This window comes from Larkinella sp. (genome assembly GCF_965227735.1).
In the GTDB taxonomy this organism is placed as follows: Bacteria; Bacteroidota; Bacteroidia; order Cytophagales; family Spirosomataceae; genus Larkinella.
This window is the reverse complement of sequence record NZ_OZ245776.1, coordinates 2,900,573-2,915,347: the sequence shown is the minus strand read 5'-3', so window position 1 is coordinate 2,915,347 and position 14,775 is coordinate 2,900,573. Positions and strand designations below refer to the sequence as shown.

The window sequence follows — 14,775 nt, the reverse complement described above, 5'->3', positions numbered from 1 at the left end:
TTCCGGTGTCAGAACAGCGGTTTTTTCTCGTTCAGCTTTTTTGCTCGCAGCAACGCTTCCAGATAATAATAATCGGCATACACCAGCGGCACATCCCGCTCGAACGTCTTCGCGCCCGTGCTGTGCAGGAGTAGAAAACCGTGGTTTTTTCCGACCGGCGAAGCATAGTTTTTCGACAAACTGGTGATGACCTGATCCGCTTTGGCCCGGTAGTGTGCGTTACTGGAACCGTAGGTGCTCAGTTCATACAGGGCCGAAGCCATCACCGCTGCCGCCGACACATCGCGCAGTTCGTTCGGAATGCCCGGCGCATCATAGTCGTAATACGGCACCAGATCGGCGGGCATTCGGGGGTGATCAAGCATAAACCGGGCAATGGCTTCGGCCTGTTTCAGAAACTGCGGGTCCTTGGTTTCGCGGTAACAAAGCGTGTAACCGTATAAGCCCCAGGCTTGCCCCCGCGACCAGGCCGACGCGTCGTTGAAGCCCTGGTGCGTGTTTTTCTTCAAAACTTTTCCGGTCAGCGTGTCGTAATCGACCACATGAAAGGAACTATGATCGGGACGGTAATGGTTTTTTAGCGTCGTTCTGGCATGCGTAACGGCGATTTTGTAAAACGTCGAGTCGCCCGTCAGGCGGGTGGCCGCAAACAGCAGTTCCAGGTTCATCATATTGTCGATAATCACCGGACACTGCCAGACTTCCTTGTGGTGGTCCCACGACCGGATGATGCCCGCCGTCGGTTTAAACCGTTTGCTCAACGATTTCGCTCCCTGAATAATGACCTCGCGGTACGCCGGATCGCGCGTCAGCCGGAAACCGTTGCCGTAGCTGCAATAAATTTTGAAACCCATGTCGTGCGTACCGGCGTTCATCTTCTCGGCTTCGAGGTTGGCCGTGTAGAACCGGGCCTGGGTGGCCCATTCTTTTTTGCCGGTAAATTCGTAGAGGTACCACAGTTCGCCGGGGAAAAAACCGCTCGTCCAGTCGCGGGCGGGCACGAGCTGTAATTCACCTGCGTCATTCAACGTTCGGGGCGAAACCAGAAGCGGTTTGTTATTGCCCGGTTTTTTTTCAGCAGCGGCTACTTCGCTCAGCATCAGCCGGGTTTGCTGTTCGGCCTGGTCGAACAGGGATTTGATCAGGGTGTTGGGAACGAAACCGGTCAGCAGACCCAGCAACGCCAGTAGTGAGATGGGGACTTTTTTCATAGTTACATGACCTTAAAGCCAGATGACGAGATTCCGGATGGGCAGATTCCGCAGCACTTCCTCAACCTGCGGACGATGTTCCAGTTTTTGCCAGGTTGCCAGCCAGGTCGGTTGGCCAAAAGCCACGGCTCCAAACACCAGAAACGGATGCGCCACCGGCCAGTCGTTCCAGTACATCACATCGGGTTTGAGCGGCCAGTTCGCTTTATTCTGCACATACGGAACCAGATACGAAATACCTTTCCGAATACCGCGTCCATCGGCGGTCTGGTAGGTCCAGAGGTTGTCGGTTTTGGTGGATAAAATCTGACAGATCATCGTCATGGCATCGAGGTTGAACAGCGAATACCCATACGGTTTGGTCCGGCGAAGTTCCAGCGGAAAACTGCCATCGACGGCCATCTGGTCGGGGAGCAGCACGGTTTTGTAGCGGTTTCGGCAGAACGCCAGCAGCGAGTCGTTTTGCGTGAGTTTGGCAAATGCTGCCACCTGCATCACCCAGCAGGTGCCGTGGTTGTTCTTCGCATTCATTTCGTCTTTCCCATACGGATGGGTCGTCAGCCAGGTCAGGTAGTCGGCAAACCAGTGACGAACAGCCGCTACAGATCGTTTATCGCTGCTTTGGGCGGTTTCCATCACGCGCAATCCCTGCGCTACTTCCATCAGGTGAATGGTGTCGATGATGCCAATACCCCGGCCCGTTGCCCGGCCTTTGATGGCCTGGGTGTAGAGCAACGATGGATTCATGCGCGTGGCCGGATCGACAAACCAGGCGTTGAGGTGCCGGAAAGCCTGCCGGACGTAGGTTTCGTCGCGGGTGATGACGTAGGCCGACGCCAGCGCCCCCACCACCCGGCTGAAGCGAATCATGGCCTGGCGGTGGGCGACAAAATTGTCGGGGTTCGTCATGCCGTCGCGCTGGACATACGGCCCCTGCGGATTGGTGGAGTCGGGCCACCAGTAGTCACCTTCCGAAAAAAAATCGTGTTGGCCGCCCGCGCTCCGGGGCGAGGTTTGGGCCGTCACGGTAACGGGCTCCTGCTGCATCGCCCAGCGGGCTTCGTCCAGAATGGCGGACTTCAACGTGGCCACAACGGTTTTCGGTGGTTTCGGCAATTGCCCATAAACCACCCCCGCCAGCCAGTGGCAGATCAAAACCGGGAAGAGGAGTAACCGTGTTTGCATCGGTATGACTTAAAAAGTATGGACTCGTTTGGCAACCCCGAAACCGGGCTGTCGTACTCGTGAAATCAGAGCAGGATCGAAAGCAAATATAGGAGAAAGGAGACGAGTACGACGATGGACCCGACTTCGGCAATGGATAGAATAAGTCTGTTTTTTCTCACAGGGATTGCTCCTACGGTTTGGAAGTGCAAGTTTAGTTACGTCCAACTTTTTCTTGATAACGTCTAGTGGTCAAATTGGTGGACAAATCGTTCAGGCCGATCAAAAACCGTTCAAAGAGGTGGACAAACCGTTCGATTTAGATTATTCCGGCATTTTATAGGCTCCTGGCAATTAATATTGCTTAGTAATTAACCAATCAGCATTTGTTAACCCGATCAACAATCCTGTGGGCGTCGAGGGTGCAACCTATTTTACAATTCTAAATCCTATGAAAAAAAACGGTACAAAAGCCAGCCGGTGGATCTGGTTCGCCCTGCTGGTGGGCCTGCAGTTTCCAATCCTGCTTATGGCGCAGCAAACCGCCCCGGTTTCGGGGAAAGTAACGGGAGCCAACGGTGAGGCCATTCCCGGAGCCAACGTGGTGGTGAAAGGAACGACCACCGGAACCTCCACCAATGCACAGGGTACATTTAGTTTGAACGCTCCGTCCAACGGCACCCTGGTCGTTTCGTCGCTGGGATTCACCTCGCTCGAAGTGAACATCGGCGGTCGGAGCCAGCTGACGATTACGCTGGCCGAAGACCAGAAAGCGCTGGAAGAAGTCGTGGTGGTGGGCTACGGAACGCAGCGGAAAAGCGACGTAACCGGTTCGCTGTCGTCCGTTACGGCGAAAGACATCAAGTCCGTACCGGTGACGGGCGTCGGGCAGGCGTTGCAGGGCCGGGCCGCCGGGGTGCAGGTAACGCAGGCATCCAACGCGCCGGGTGGTGGGGTCACCATTCGGATTCGCGGGGGCAACTCCATCAATGCCGGAAACGAGCCACTCTACGTCATCGACGGTTTTCCGGTGTACAACGAAAGTGGAGCCAACCTGAACCCGAACGACATCGAGTCGATGGAAATCCTGAAAGATGCGTCGGCGACGGCCATTTACGGGTCGCGGGGTGCCAATGGCGTGGTGCTGATTACCACCAAACGGGGTAAATCAGGCCAAAACCGCATCGAATTTGAGACCTATTATGGCATTCAGCAGGTTCGCAAGAAACTGCCGATGCTGAACGCAACGCAGTATGCGACGCTGGTGAACGAAGCCAACACGAATGTGGGCCGGGCACCGGTTTTCACGGACGCACAAATCGCCGGTTTTGGCGAAGGCACCAACTGGCAGGATGAAATTTTCCGGGAAGCGCCGATTCAAAACTACCAGTTGACGGCGTCGGGTGGTTCGGACAAAACGCGCTATGCGGTTTCGGCCAACTACCTGAATCAGCAGGGCGTTATCATCAATTCCGAGTACGACCGGGCTTCATTCCGCTTCAATTTCGACCATAAAATCAACGACCGGTTCAACATCGGAACCAGCCTGAACGTGATCCGGAGCCGCAACAATGCCGTGCCGACGGACGCCGATGGCGGAACGAGCGGAACCGTCGTCTACAGCGCACTGAACTTCTCGCCGACGCAGCCGGTTCGCAACCCGGACGGAACGCTGGTGGTTTTCAACACGCCCGGCCGGATTCAGATCGGTAGCCCGGTGGCGCAGGCGTTGGGAACGTTCAACAAAACCGTTGGAACGCGGATGATCGGAAGCGTATTCGCCGATTACAAAATCATTCCCGGTCTGACGTTCCGGACGAGCTTCGGGGCCGATGTCAATTACTCCAAACGCAGCCTGTACCTGTCGCGCAATACCGCCACCGGTACGCAACTGAGCGGTCAGGCATCGATCATCAACACCCAATCGTCGACCTGGCTGAACGAAAACACGCTGACCTACAACAAAACCTTCGGGAATGCTCATAACCTGACGCTTCTGGCTGGTTACACGATGCAGGGCAACCGGTTCGAGAGCGTTGAGGCTCGTTCGCAGGGATTTGCCAACGACATTCTGACCTACGAAAACCTGGGCTCGGCATCGACGGCGCTGGTTCCGGCGTCGTCGGCCAGCAACTGGCAGCTTAATTCGTACATCGGTCGGGCCAACTACGATTATGCCGGTAAATATTTGATGACGGCAACGGTTCGGGCCGATGGTTCATCCCGGTTTGGTGCCAGCAACAAATGGGCGGTTTTTCCGTCGGCTTCGGTGGCATGGCGGTTGTCGGAAGAGGATTTCCTGAAAGGCAATAATGTGATCAACGATCTGAAACTGCGGGTGAGCTATGGTTTGAGCGGAAACCAGGAAATTACGCAATACCAATCCCTGGCGACGCTGGGAACGCAAAATGCCAACTTCAACAACACCGTTGTGATCGGCATCGGGCCGTCGCGCGTGGCCAACCCGGATTTGCGCTGGGAAACCACGGCGCAGTTCGATGTCGGTGTCGATGTGGGCGTTCTGAATAACCGCATTACGCTGACGGCCGATTATTACAACAAGAAAACGACCGATCTGCTGCTGTCGGTGCCGCTGCCTTACGTTTCGGGATATGCGTCGGCTCTGCAAAACCTGGGAAGCATCCGGAATCAGGGGGTCGAACTGGGCATCAATTCCACCAATTTGACGGGTGCGTTCAAATGGACGACGGCGTTTAACATTGCGGCCAACCGCAACGAAGTGCTGAATCTGGGCGATCAGACTGAATTTGCATCGGGCGATGCCAGCGGTCACCTCCAGCTTCCGAACTCCGGGCTGGTGCGGGTGGGTGAGCAGATTGGCTTGTTCTACGGTTACAAAACGGACGGTATTTTTCAGACGCAGGCCGAAGTCGATGGCTCTGCGCAGAAAACCGCCAAACCGGGCGACCGGCGTTACGTGGATCAGAACGGCGACGGTGCCATCAACGCCAGCGACCGCGTGATTCTGGGATACGCCCAGCCGAAACTCTACGGTGGGTTGACCAATACGTTCTCTTACAAAGGCGTCGAACTGAGCGTTTTCATGCAGGGAACGTACGGCAACAGCATTTTCAACATCAACCGCTTTGAGCAGGAGTCGCTGACCGGCGTTAGCAACCAGTCGACGGAAACCCTGAACCGCTGGACGCCGACGAATCCGAGCAACACCATTCCGCGCGCCAACGCCGTCGGCAATGCCTACGTGCTGTCGAGTCGTCAGATTGAGGATGGGTCGTATCTGCGGGTGAAAAACATCAATTTGTCGTACACGCTGCCGTCGTCGCTGGTCAGTAAAATCAAACTGTATAACGTGAAGGTCTACGTCAGTGCGCAGAACTGGATTACGTTCACCAACTACAGCGGTTTTGATCCGGAAGTGAACCGGTTTGGACAAAGCACACTGAGCCAGGGCAGCGACTACGGGAGCTATCCGGGCAATAAAATGATTCTGGCCGGTCTGAACATTGGACTCTAATCCGACCTTAAACTTTTTGTACGATCATGAAAATCAATCATATCCTTGCTGTTGCCGCGTTGACTTTCGGGCTGGGAGCGTGTTCGCTGGAAGAAACGCCCCCGTCGTCGCTGGCTCCGGTCAATTTTTACACGAACGCCAACGATGCCACGGCGGCCGTCAATGCCGTCTATGACATCGCCAATCAGGTGGGCGACCAAAGCCGGAATTTCATCATCATGGGCGATCTGCCGTCGGATGATATGGACCCCCTGCTGAACAATGCCGACCGGGTTCAGCTCTGGAGTTTCCAGACCATTCCGACCAACAGTGTGGTGACGCAGAGCTGGCAGGTGATCTACCAGGGCGTCAACCGCGCCAACACCGCCATCGACCGGATTCCGGGCATTACGATGGACGAAACGCTGAAAAAGCGGTTGATCGGGGAAGCGAAATTCCTGCGGGCTTTCTATTATTTTTACCTCGTGCGCTGGTATGGCGGGGTGCCGCTGATGCTGACCGAAACCCAGTCGCTGAGTGCCGGGAAAGATGTGGCCCGGGCCAGTGCCGATGAGGTCTATACGCAAATCATCAAGGACCTGACCGAGGCCGAAACGTCGTTGCCCGACAAGTTTACGGGTGCCGATCTGGGTCGCGTTACCGCCGGAGCCGCCAAGTCGATGCTGGCGCGGGTGTACCTCACCAAAAAGGATTTTACGAACGCGCGGGCCAAATCCAAAGAAGTGATCGACAATGCCGCCAAATACGGTTACGGATTGTTTGACCGTTACATCGACGTGTTTGCGATTTCGAATAAAAACGGCAAAGAGTCGGTGTTCGAGATTCAGTTTGTGGGCAACGGAAGCGGGCAGGGCAGCGGCATGGTGACGTATTTTGCGCCGGAAAACTCGCCCATCACGGGCCGGGGTTTCGGGTCGTTCATTCCGACGATGGACCTGTACAACAGCTTCAAAACCGGGGATAAACGCAGGGAACTATTCCTGAACTCGTATGTCGATGGGGCCGGAAAAACCGTCAATACCTTCCAGCACTTCAATAAATACGTCGATCCATCGGCGCGGGCGTTTGGCGATGCCAACAACAACTTCCCGATCATCCGGTATGCCGATGTGCTGCTGATGTTTGCCGAAGCCGACAATGAAATCAGCGGCCCCACGGCTGCGGCTCTGGACGCCATCAATCCCATTCGGCGCCGGGCTTACGGTTTTCCGTTAACCGGAGCTTCGACCGCCGACTTCACAGCGGCTTTAACCAAAGACGCTTTCCGGCAGGCGATCTGGGACGAACGACGCTGGGAATTCAACGCCGAAGGACACCGCTGGTTTGATCTGGTGCGGACAGGTCGGTTGGTGCCACTGCTGAAAGCCAAAGGTAAAACCAGCATTACGGAAACGCATACGCTGTATCCGATTCCGCAGCGCGAACGGGATCTGAACCCGAATCTGACGCAGAATCCGGGGTATTGAAGCCAATGGATAAGCAGGGGACTTGCCCCGGAGGGGCTCCCTGTTACTAGAATATACGTACTGAATAGGCGATAAGCTCCGGAGGAGCGTCCTGAATAAGAAGGACGCTCCTCCGGAGCTTATTCATGACCGGATTGCTAACAGGCTATTGACAGAGGGCTCCGCTGGAGCCTGATCAATTCTGACTCACATTAACATACTGCTTAGAAAGTGCTCCTTCCAACCAGTAGCTTCAAAACGGATAATTAACATTTTTCGGCAACGCTTCCACCGCCAGTTTCATCCACTTTCCGTTGATTTTGATCACGACGATGTTGTGGTCTTTATCGTAGAAGATCGTTCCGTTTTCGCTGTTTTTCAACGCTTCGTAATTGACGTGTTTCGCGTCCTCGGCGTAATTGGTTTCGGCATCTGCCGTCGGTTTTTCCACCAGCAGATTATCGCGCCCAATATTGCCTAACGTCAGCGCATTGGTCATTTTTAAAGAGCCATAGAAAATCGCTTTATCCCGGCTGAACAGAAACGAGTGTTGCCGGACATCGGAGCCGATTTTAAACCAGTTATAGGCCGGTTCGTCGTGGTTATACACCGTGCTGTAATAATAAAGTTCAGCGACCGGTTTTTCGTCTTCGATGTGTTTATTCACCAGCATCGTGATGCGGGATTTGTCATCTCTGGCGTAGCCTTCAAACACGTGATAGCCCCAGCGTTTGCGGTTCCGTTCGTTTTCATTGCCCCGCACCTGGATCATGTAGGGCGTACTCAGAATTCCATTGACGGTCGTATACATCGGCGTAATTCGTGGATTAAAGCCAAAGTTATACCCCCGTTCTTTCCAGCGGCTCCAGGTCGTATCGATGTCGGACGAAAGCTCCAGGCGTTTGAAGGCCGATTGCTCCGAACCGGGGATGAGTTTCAGGTATTCCGTACCATTCGCAGGTGTAGAAGTTTGTGCTTTCGCTTGACTGAAAAAAGAGATAAGGGCATACAGGATGAAGGCGTTTTTCATACGGAATTAAAATTGGATGGATTGAAAACGAAGTAGGAAAAGGTACGTATAATTTCGTGCCGATGGAAATTTACCGTACGTGCAGCAGCCGGGTAGCATCTACGGCCCCAAAAAATCTGACCATCAAAAAAATAAATCGTAATATTGCGATTAACAAAAAGCCTGTTACCTTTGCAGCATGGGACTCACCAAAACCGAAATATTTTCTGACCAGCAAAACCGCATCGCTGATCTGGCCAAAGCCTTTGCCCATCCGGCCCGGGTGGCCATTCTGCAATTGCTGATTGCGAAAAAATCCTGTGTCTGTGGTGATCTGGTGGATGAATTGCCACTGGCGCAACCGACGGTTTCCCAGCATTTGAAAGAACTGAAACGCATCGGCATCATCAAGGGCGAAATCGATCCGCCCCGCGTGTGCTATTGCATCAACGAAACCGTTTGGGAAGAGGCCCGGCAGACGTTTGGTACCCTGCTGGATTCGTTCGCGCCCGCGACCTGTTGCTAAAACCGGCGTCGCTATTTTTTTGCCTGAGTCAATCGTAATATTACAATAAACAAATAAATAAGTGAACATGGAAACTGCTGAACAACTAAAAGAAATCGTGCGCCAGACCTACGGCGCCATTGCCGAAGGGGGGCAGTCTGAAGCGGCTGGCTGCGGGTGTGGTCCTACGTCGTGCTGTGGCCCCTCGAATGACGTACCCATCAACATGGCCGTTGGCTATGACGGATTGAACGGTTACGTGGCCGAAGCCGATCTGGGGCTGGGCTGTGGCCTGCCGACGCAATTTGCGCAGATCAAACCCGGCGACGTGGTGGTGGATCTGGGCTCAGGAGCGGGCAACGACGGTTTTGTGGCCCGGGCCGAAACCGGCGAAACCGGTCGGGTAATTGGCCTGGACATGACGCCGGCCATGATCGACCGTGCCCGCCGGAATGCCAAAACGCTAGGGTATACCAACGTTGATTTCGTGTATGGCGACATCGAAGACATGCCGCTGCCCGACAACCTGGCCGATGTGGTGGTGAGCAACTGTGTGATGAACCTGGTTCCCGACAAGCAGAAAGCGTTTTCCGAGACGTTCCGGATTCTGAAACCCGGCGGTCATTTCAGCATTTCGGACATCGTGCTGAAAGGCGATTTACCTGCGGGCATCATCAAGGATGCCGAATTGTATGCGGGCTGTGTGTCGGGGGCTATCCAGAAAGATACCTATTTGCAGATCGTGCAGGAAGCCGGTTTTACCGGGATCGTCCTGCAAAAAGAACGCGAAATTGTTCTGCCCGACGAACTGCTGCAAAGCTATCTGACTGCGGACGAGATCACTGACTATCGCCAGCAGGACAAAGGCCATTCAGCCCGGGGCATTTACAGCATCACGGTTTACGCCGAAAAGCCTGCCGCAACTGCTCCCGAATTCGCCGATTCAGAGCCGAAAACCGCTTCCTGCTGCGGACCCGACTGCTGCAATTAGTTTCCGTTCGTCAACGCGTTCAATCCTGAAAAAGATGGCTTTACAAATCGAAAATGCGCGCCCGGAAGACCGGGAAGCCGTTATTGCGCTGTTGCAGCAGGCTGAGTTGCTGACCGATGATTTGTCACCCGAACTAACCGGTTTTCTGCTTGTCAAAGCACAGGAAGCCTGCGTTGGCGTGGCGGGTCTGGAATGCTTCGGAACCGTGGCGCTGCTGCGTTCTGTGGCCGTAGATCCGCAGTACCAGGGGCGGCACATCGCTGCGCAACTGGTTAACCGACTGCTGGAAACCGCCCAAGCCGACGGGTTGGTTGACGTGTATCTGATCACCACCACGGCCGACCGCTATTTTGATCGGCACGGTTTTCAGCGGGTAGGCCGATCGGACGTGCCTGAAGACATTCAGCAAACGCAGCAATTCAGTACCCTTTGTCCGTCTTCAGCCATTGTGATGAAGCGAACCGTAAACGACCATGCCGTATGAACATGCCCCGCCTTTCGTTTCTCGACCGGTTTTTAACACTCTGGATTTTTCTTGCCATGCTGCTTGGGGTGGGCATCGGCTACTTTTTTCCGCAATCGGAAGGCTTCATCAACGTGTTTAATTCCGGTTCGACCAATGTGCCGCTGGCCATCGGCCTGATTCTGATGATGTACCCGCCCTTAGCGAAGGTGCGGTATTCCGAATTGCCCAAAGTATTTTCCAATACCAGAATTCTGGGGCTGTCGCTGCTGCAAAACTGGATTGTCGGCCCGTTGCTGATGTTTTTTCTGGCCGTGATCTTTTTGCCCGATAAACCCGGCTACATGACCGGTTTGATCCTGATCGGAATTGCCCGCTGCATCGCGATGGTCATTGTCTGGAACGATCTGGCGGGGGGCGACCGGCTCTATGCGGCCGGTCTGGTGGCTTTCAATAGCATTTTTCAGGTGCTGTTCTATTCGCTTTACGCCTACGTTTTCATCACCGTTTTGCCGCCTTTGTTTGGTTTACAGGGCTTTATGGTCGATATCACGATTGGCGAAGTGGCGCAGAGTGTTTTTATTTATTTGGGCATTCCGTTTCTGGCCGGTTTGCTGTCGCGGCTGATTCTGACGCGCGTTTTCAGCCGCCAATGGTATGAAGAGTCATTTTTACCGGCCATCAGCCCGATGACACTCATCGCCCTGCTGTTCACGATTGTGGTGATGTTCAGCCTGAAAGGAAAACTGATCGTTTCCATTCCGTTCGATGTACTCCGGATTGCCGTTCCGCTGACGATCTATTTTGCCATCATGTTTTTCTCGGCGTTCTATCTGTCCAAACGGGCCGGTGCCGATTACGCCAAATCCACCTCGCTGGCTTTCACGGCCGCCGGAAACAACTTTGAGTTGGGCATTGCCGTGGCCATTGCTGTTTTTGGCATCGACTCCGGAGCCGCTTTTGCCGCCGTCATCGGCCCACTGATCGAAGTGCCGGTTTTGATCCTGATGGTCAACTTTGCGCGTAAACAGAAGAATACATTTGGAATTTCCTCCCAAAAACCGTCCCCAAAAACCGTATGAAAATTGCCCTGTTTTCCGACATCCACGCCAACCTGCCCGCTCTGGAAGCGGTTTTAGCCGACATCGACCGCCAAAAACCGGACGTAGTGTATTGCCTGGGCGATCTGGTGGGGTATAACATCTGGCCCAACGAAGTGATCGCTGAAATTCGCCGTCGGAACATTCCGACGATTGCCGGTAACTACGACTACGGCATCGGCCGCTCGTCGGACGATTGCGGGTGCGCTTACAAAACCGACGATGAAAAAGCCAACGGCAAGGTTTCGATTGCCTACACCAACAAAACCGTCGGCGACGACGAACGGGCGTATCTGCGGACTTTACCCACCCACATTCGCGTCGAGTTTGAATTGGGCAACAATGGCAGCGGCCAACCGTCCGGACAATTGTGGCAGCAGCAAACGCCGGTTTCTTTGTTGCTGGTACACGGCAGTCCCCGGCGGGTCAACGAATACCTGTTTGAAGATCGCGGAGATCGTAGTCTGGCGCGCGTTCTGGAGGGTGCTCATGCCGATATTATGTGTTTTGGCCACACGCACAAACCGTATTACAAAGTGGTCAACGCGCTGGGCGAAGGCGAAACGCCGTATTACCGGCATGCCATCAACATTGGTTCTGTGGGCAAACCCAAGGACGGCGACCCCCGCGCGGGTTACGTTCTGCTCACGATCGACGAAACCGCCCGGCCTGGTTCTGCCGATGGTGTTCACGTCGAGTTTGTTCGGGTGCCGTACGATGTGGAACGGGCGGCTGTGGCCGTCGAGCAGAGTGAATTGCCGGACGTCTATGCGCAAGCATTGCGGTTGGCGAAATGAGCAAGGAAGCTTGTTTCCAGTCGTATGCCTGGTAAAATGAAACCTGACTTACGACAAGAAGCAGCTGTAAATAGCGGTATTCTCCCGTTAATATAGGTGCCGTTTCTAACGCACTCAACAGAACCAGAGGAGCCGAATTTTATGGCTTTTTCATACAGGAAATGATAAACTGGGCCGAAAAAATGTGCTTTAAACCCGGAATTTTTTCCAGAAAAGGCTGTAAGAAATAGACCACTTTCGCGGGGCCGGTCGGAAAAAAGAAAGGGACGTAACCGACATAGCTCCACGAATCAATTTGCCCGCCCGCATTGCGTATCCAGCGTTTCAATTCCCATTCGAAGAAGGACTGTTCTTCGTGTTCGATGTGATATTTGGACGTTTTCTCGATGACTTTCAGAAGGGGATTGTTGCCATTCGGTTCCATGATAATCAGATGATCGGCGAACCGGAACGCATTGGTGATGGCTTTTTGCTGGTCGGAAAGGTGGTGGAGTACACCCCGGATAACGGCTACATCGTATTTTTTAGCCGGAACTGGCAACTGGTCGTCCAGCAAATTAATGGTTTCAAACTTTACGTTAGGGTACTTCTTACTGGCGATCTGAATGGCCGAATCGGCAGGATCGAAGCCGTGCACGGCCAGATGCGGGAAGTTCTCCTTGATGTTGTTGGTATACATGCCGTCGCCACAGCCAATGTCTACCAGGGTTTTGTAATGTGGTTTGATGAGTTTGAAGATCTCGTCCGAAATCCGTTTGTTGGCAACATGCGACGAAAACTGGGCATTGGTGGTATACAGAAAACCGCCATTTTCGTTCACATTCCGGTTGAACTCCTGGACGTTTTTTTTCAGCTTCGTATCCATTATGCGAGGGATTAGATGAAAAAAAGGTAAGAATACTGTAGGTATCTGGAAAAGCCAGAAGAGAAGCGTTACGGCCAATTGTGCTCGTGTTTGCTAAAATGATATTGATCTCTGATCGAATGATCAGGGTGGAATAAGATATAGCATAGCTAAAGCGAAATTTGTAGACTCTCCTCCGCAAATGGCAGAAAAGGAAAGCCAGACCTGCCAGCCGCAAAACGGCTGGACACTGCTCGAAAAAGTGGAAAAAAGAGGAACTCCCCGGCACTCGATGCGGCCGCGTCAACGATCTAGCCCAGGGTTGGGGCTAGCGGAAAATCGTCGTCAGGGGGGAGTAAGTTGCAGCATAATTCCGAATGTGACCAATATTAATGAATCGGTTACCAAGACAAATATTAAAAAGAAATTAAAAAAAGCAAGGAAAAAGATTAAAATAAGATTAAGTGGCCCGGCTGAATGTTTCTTCTTACTATTGCATTTTATCAATTGAAAAACGATGAAAGCAACGGTGCTGAAACACTTCCAGGAATTTTTTACATCGGGTTCAACCGGCGGTATTCTGCTGTTTCTCTGTGTCATTATTTCGCTTGGTATTGCCAATTCGCCCTTGGGGACGTCCTTTGAAAATTTGCTGGCCACCCGGCTGGGAACGGACTGGGGCGGTCTAGATTTACAATACTCCGTTTTGATCTGGATCAACGACGGCCTGATGGCGATCTTTTTTCTAATGGTGGGCCTGGAAATCAAAAGGGAATTGGTCGAAGGGGAATTGTCATCCGTCAAAAAGGCGGCTTTGCCCATTTTTGCGGCCATCGGTGGTGTGGCGGTTCCGGCCCTGTTTTACATGATGCTGAACCGCGGCACCGAAACCGCGGTGGGTTGGGGAATTCCGATGGCAACGGACATTGCGTTTGCCCTCGCCCTCATCACGTTGTTGGGAAAACGGGTTCCGGCGTCGCTCAAAATCTTCCTGACCGCCCTGGCCATTGTGGACGATCTGGTCGCCATCGTGGTGATCGCCATTTTCTATAGCACGGACCTGCATGTCAATTACCTCGCGTATGCAGGGGGTATTTTGTTGGTACTGATTATTTTCAACCGGGTGGGCGTAACGAATCTGGCCTTTTACCTGATTCCCGGCCTGTTCATGTGGTATTTTATTCACCATTCGGGTGTTCATGCCACCATCGCCGGGGTGCTTACGGCCTTTACGCTGCCGACCACACCGGATGACACCGAGTCGGCGCTGGAAAAGCTGGAACACCTGCTGATCAAACCGGTCAATTTTGCCATCATGCCGCTGTTTGCGCTCGCCAACACCAACATCCGGTTTGAATCCGGCATGTTGCAAGGCTTGTCGACCCCGCTGGGGCTGGGCATTCTGGTGGGACTTGTAGTGGGCAAACCCGTGGGAATTACGTTGCTTTCCTGGTTTTCTGTCAAAGCGGGTTGGTGTACCTTACCCGAAGGCGCCCGCTGGCCCCATATTATCGGATTAGGCCTGTTGGGCGGCATCGGTTTTACCATGTCGATTTTTATTGCGCTCCTGTCGTTTGCCGATCAGCCGGTTTTTGCCGCAGGAGCCAAATTTGCCATTCTCATTGCCTCGGTTCTGGCGGGTGGTTTTGGCTATATCGTTTTGAGTGCCGTCGCCCGGAAAGACGACTTTCTGGTCGCTGACGAGTAAGTTTCCCGCTTCTTCTAAGTCAAAGAAGACAAAAAACCGGAG

General features: G+C 53.5%; 13 protein-coding genes. 9 read left to right on the top strand and 4 right to left on the bottom strand.

The features are described from left to right. Positions 1-8: 8 nt before the first annotated feature. Both ACO064_RS11185 and ACO064_RS11180 read right to left on the bottom strand, forming a co-directional pair. The gene (locus tag ACO064_RS11185; RefSeq protein WP_421827451.1) at positions 9-1,211 is read right to left on the bottom strand and encodes a glycoside hydrolase family 88 protein; all 1,203 of its coding nucleotides are present in this window, start codon (positions 1,209-1,211) and stop codon (positions 9-11) included. A 12-nt stretch (positions 1,212-1,223) separates the two neighbouring features. Next, positions 1,224-2,396, bottom strand: coding sequence for an alginate lyase family protein (locus tag ACO064_RS11180; RefSeq protein WP_421827450.1), 1,173 nt, complete (start codon positions 2,394-2,396; stop codon positions 1,224-1,226). Positions 2,397-2,826: 430 nt separating this feature from the next. Here ACO064_RS11180 and ACO064_RS11175 point away from each other — a divergent pair, with 430 nt between their 5' ends. Next, positions 2,827-5,871 carry a SusC/RagA family TonB-linked outer membrane protein gene (locus tag ACO064_RS11175; protein ID WP_421827449.1) on the top strand — a complete coding sequence of 1,015 codons (3,045 nt, stop codon included), beginning with the start codon at positions 2,827-2,829 and terminating at the stop codon, positions 5,869-5,871. A gap of 26 nt (positions 5,872-5,897) precedes the next feature. After that, positions 5,898-7,337 carry a RagB/SusD family nutrient uptake outer membrane protein gene (locus tag ACO064_RS11170; RefSeq protein ID WP_421827448.1) on the top strand — a complete coding sequence of 480 codons (1,440 nt, stop codon included), beginning with the start codon at positions 5,898-5,900 and terminating at the stop codon, positions 7,335-7,337. A 232-nt stretch (positions 7,338-7,569) separates the two neighbouring features. Here ACO064_RS11170 and ACO064_RS11165 read toward each other — a convergent pair whose 3' ends face one another. After that, positions 7,570-8,346, bottom strand: coding sequence for a hypothetical protein (locus ACO064_RS11165; protein ID WP_421827447.1), 777 nt, complete (start codon positions 8,344-8,346; stop codon positions 7,570-7,572). 178 nt (positions 8,347-8,524) lie between these two features. Here ACO064_RS11165 and ACO064_RS11160 point away from each other — a divergent pair, with 178 nt between their 5' ends. The 5 genes from ACO064_RS11160 (at position 8,525) to ACO064_RS11140 (ending at position 12,181) form a co-directional block, all read left to right on the top strand. Beyond that, complete coding sequence (locus ACO064_RS11160) at positions 8,525-8,851, top strand: ArsR/SmtB family transcription factor (protein WP_421827446.1); 327 nt, start codon at positions 8,525-8,527, stop codon at positions 8,849-8,851. 67 nt (positions 8,852-8,918) lie between these two features. Next, a complete protein-coding gene (locus ACO064_RS11155; protein WP_421827445.1) occupies positions 8,919-9,821 on the top strand; it encodes an arsenite methyltransferase in 903 nt (300 codons plus the stop codon). A gap of 34 nt (positions 9,822-9,855) precedes the next feature. Next, on the top strand, positions 9,856-10,305 hold the full coding sequence (gene arsN2, locus ACO064_RS11150; protein ID WP_421827444.1) for an arsenic resistance N-acetyltransferase ArsN2: 450 nt from the start codon (positions 9,856-9,858) through the stop codon (positions 10,303-10,305). After that, positions 10,302-11,366, top strand: coding sequence for an ACR3 family arsenite efflux transporter (arsB, locus tag ACO064_RS11145; RefSeq protein ID WP_421827443.1), 1,065 nt, complete (start codon positions 10,302-10,304; stop codon positions 11,364-11,366). The genes arsN2 and arsB overlap by 4 nt, the downstream gene beginning before the upstream one ends. Then, a complete protein-coding gene (locus ACO064_RS11140; protein ID WP_421827442.1) occupies positions 11,363-12,181 on the top strand; it encodes a metallophosphoesterase family protein in 819 nt (272 codons plus the stop codon). The genes arsB and ACO064_RS11140 overlap by 4 nt, the downstream gene beginning before the upstream one ends. Positions 12,182-12,320: 139 nt before the next feature. Here the strand turns inward: ACO064_RS11140 and ACO064_RS11135 are convergent, their stop codons facing one another. Beyond that, the gene (locus ACO064_RS11135; RefSeq protein ID WP_421827441.1) at positions 12,321-13,046 is read right to left on the bottom strand and encodes a class I SAM-dependent methyltransferase; all 726 of its coding nucleotides are present in this window, start codon (positions 13,044-13,046) and stop codon (positions 12,321-12,323) included. A 181-nt stretch (positions 13,047-13,227) separates the two neighbouring features. Between ACO064_RS11135 and ACO064_RS11130 the strand changes: the two genes are divergently transcribed. Next, complete coding sequence (locus ACO064_RS11130; RefSeq protein WP_421827440.1) at positions 13,228-13,536, top strand: hypothetical protein; 309 nt, start codon at positions 13,228-13,230, stop codon at positions 13,534-13,536. Positions 13,537-13,542: 6 nt separating this feature from the next. Next, positions 13,543-14,733, top strand: coding sequence for a Na+/H+ antiporter NhaA (gene nhaA, locus ACO064_RS11125; protein WP_421827439.1), 1,191 nt, complete (start codon positions 13,543-13,545; stop codon positions 14,731-14,733). The last annotated feature ends 42 nt before the right edge of the window (positions 14,734-14,775 follow it).

Excerpts from the sequence above, each read along its gene's own strand:
- ACO064_RS11185 (WP_421827451.1), bottom strand. The coding sequence starts at position 1,211 with ATGAAAAAAGTCCCCATCTCACTACTGGCGTTGCTGGGTCTGCTGACC.
- ACO064_RS11180 (WP_421827450.1), bottom strand. The coding sequence starts at position 2,396 with ATGCAAACACGGTTACTCCTCTTCCCGGTTTTGATCTGCCACTGGCTG.
- ACO064_RS11175 (WP_421827449.1), top strand. The coding sequence starts at position 2,827 with ATGAAAAAAAACGGTACAAAAGCCAGCCGGTGGATCTGGTTCGCCCTG.
- ACO064_RS11170 (WP_421827448.1), top strand. The coding sequence starts at position 5,898 with ATGAAAATCAATCATATCCTTGCTGTTGCCGCGTTGACTTTCGGGCTG.
- ACO064_RS11165 (WP_421827447.1), bottom strand. The coding sequence starts at position 8,346 with ATGAAAAACGCCTTCATCCTGTATGCCCTTATCTCTTTTTTCAGTCAA.
- ACO064_RS11160 (WP_421827446.1), top strand. The coding sequence starts at position 8,525 with ATGGGACTCACCAAAACCGAAATATTTTCTGACCAGCAAAACCGCATC.
- ACO064_RS11155 (WP_421827445.1), top strand. The coding sequence starts at position 8,919 with ATGGAAACTGCTGAACAACTAAAAGAAATCGTGCGCCAGACCTACGGC.
- arsN2 (WP_421827444.1), top strand. The coding sequence starts at position 9,856 with ATGGCTTTACAAATCGAAAATGCGCGCCCGGAAGACCGGGAAGCCGTT.
- arsB (WP_421827443.1), top strand. The coding sequence starts at position 10,302 with ATGAACATGCCCCGCCTTTCGTTTCTCGACCGGTTTTTAACACTCTGG.
- ACO064_RS11140 (WP_421827442.1), top strand. The coding sequence starts at position 11,363 with ATGAAAATTGCCCTGTTTTCCGACATCCACGCCAACCTGCCCGCTCTG.
- ACO064_RS11135 (WP_421827441.1), bottom strand. The coding sequence starts at position 13,046 with ATGGATACGAAGCTGAAAAAAAACGTCCAGGAGTTCAACCGGAATGTG.
- ACO064_RS11130 (WP_421827440.1), top strand. The coding sequence starts at position 13,228 with ATGGCAGAAAAGGAAAGCCAGACCTGCCAGCCGCAAAACGGCTGGACA.
- nhaA (WP_421827439.1), top strand. The coding sequence starts at position 13,543 with ATGAAAGCAACGGTGCTGAAACACTTCCAGGAATTTTTTACATCGGGT.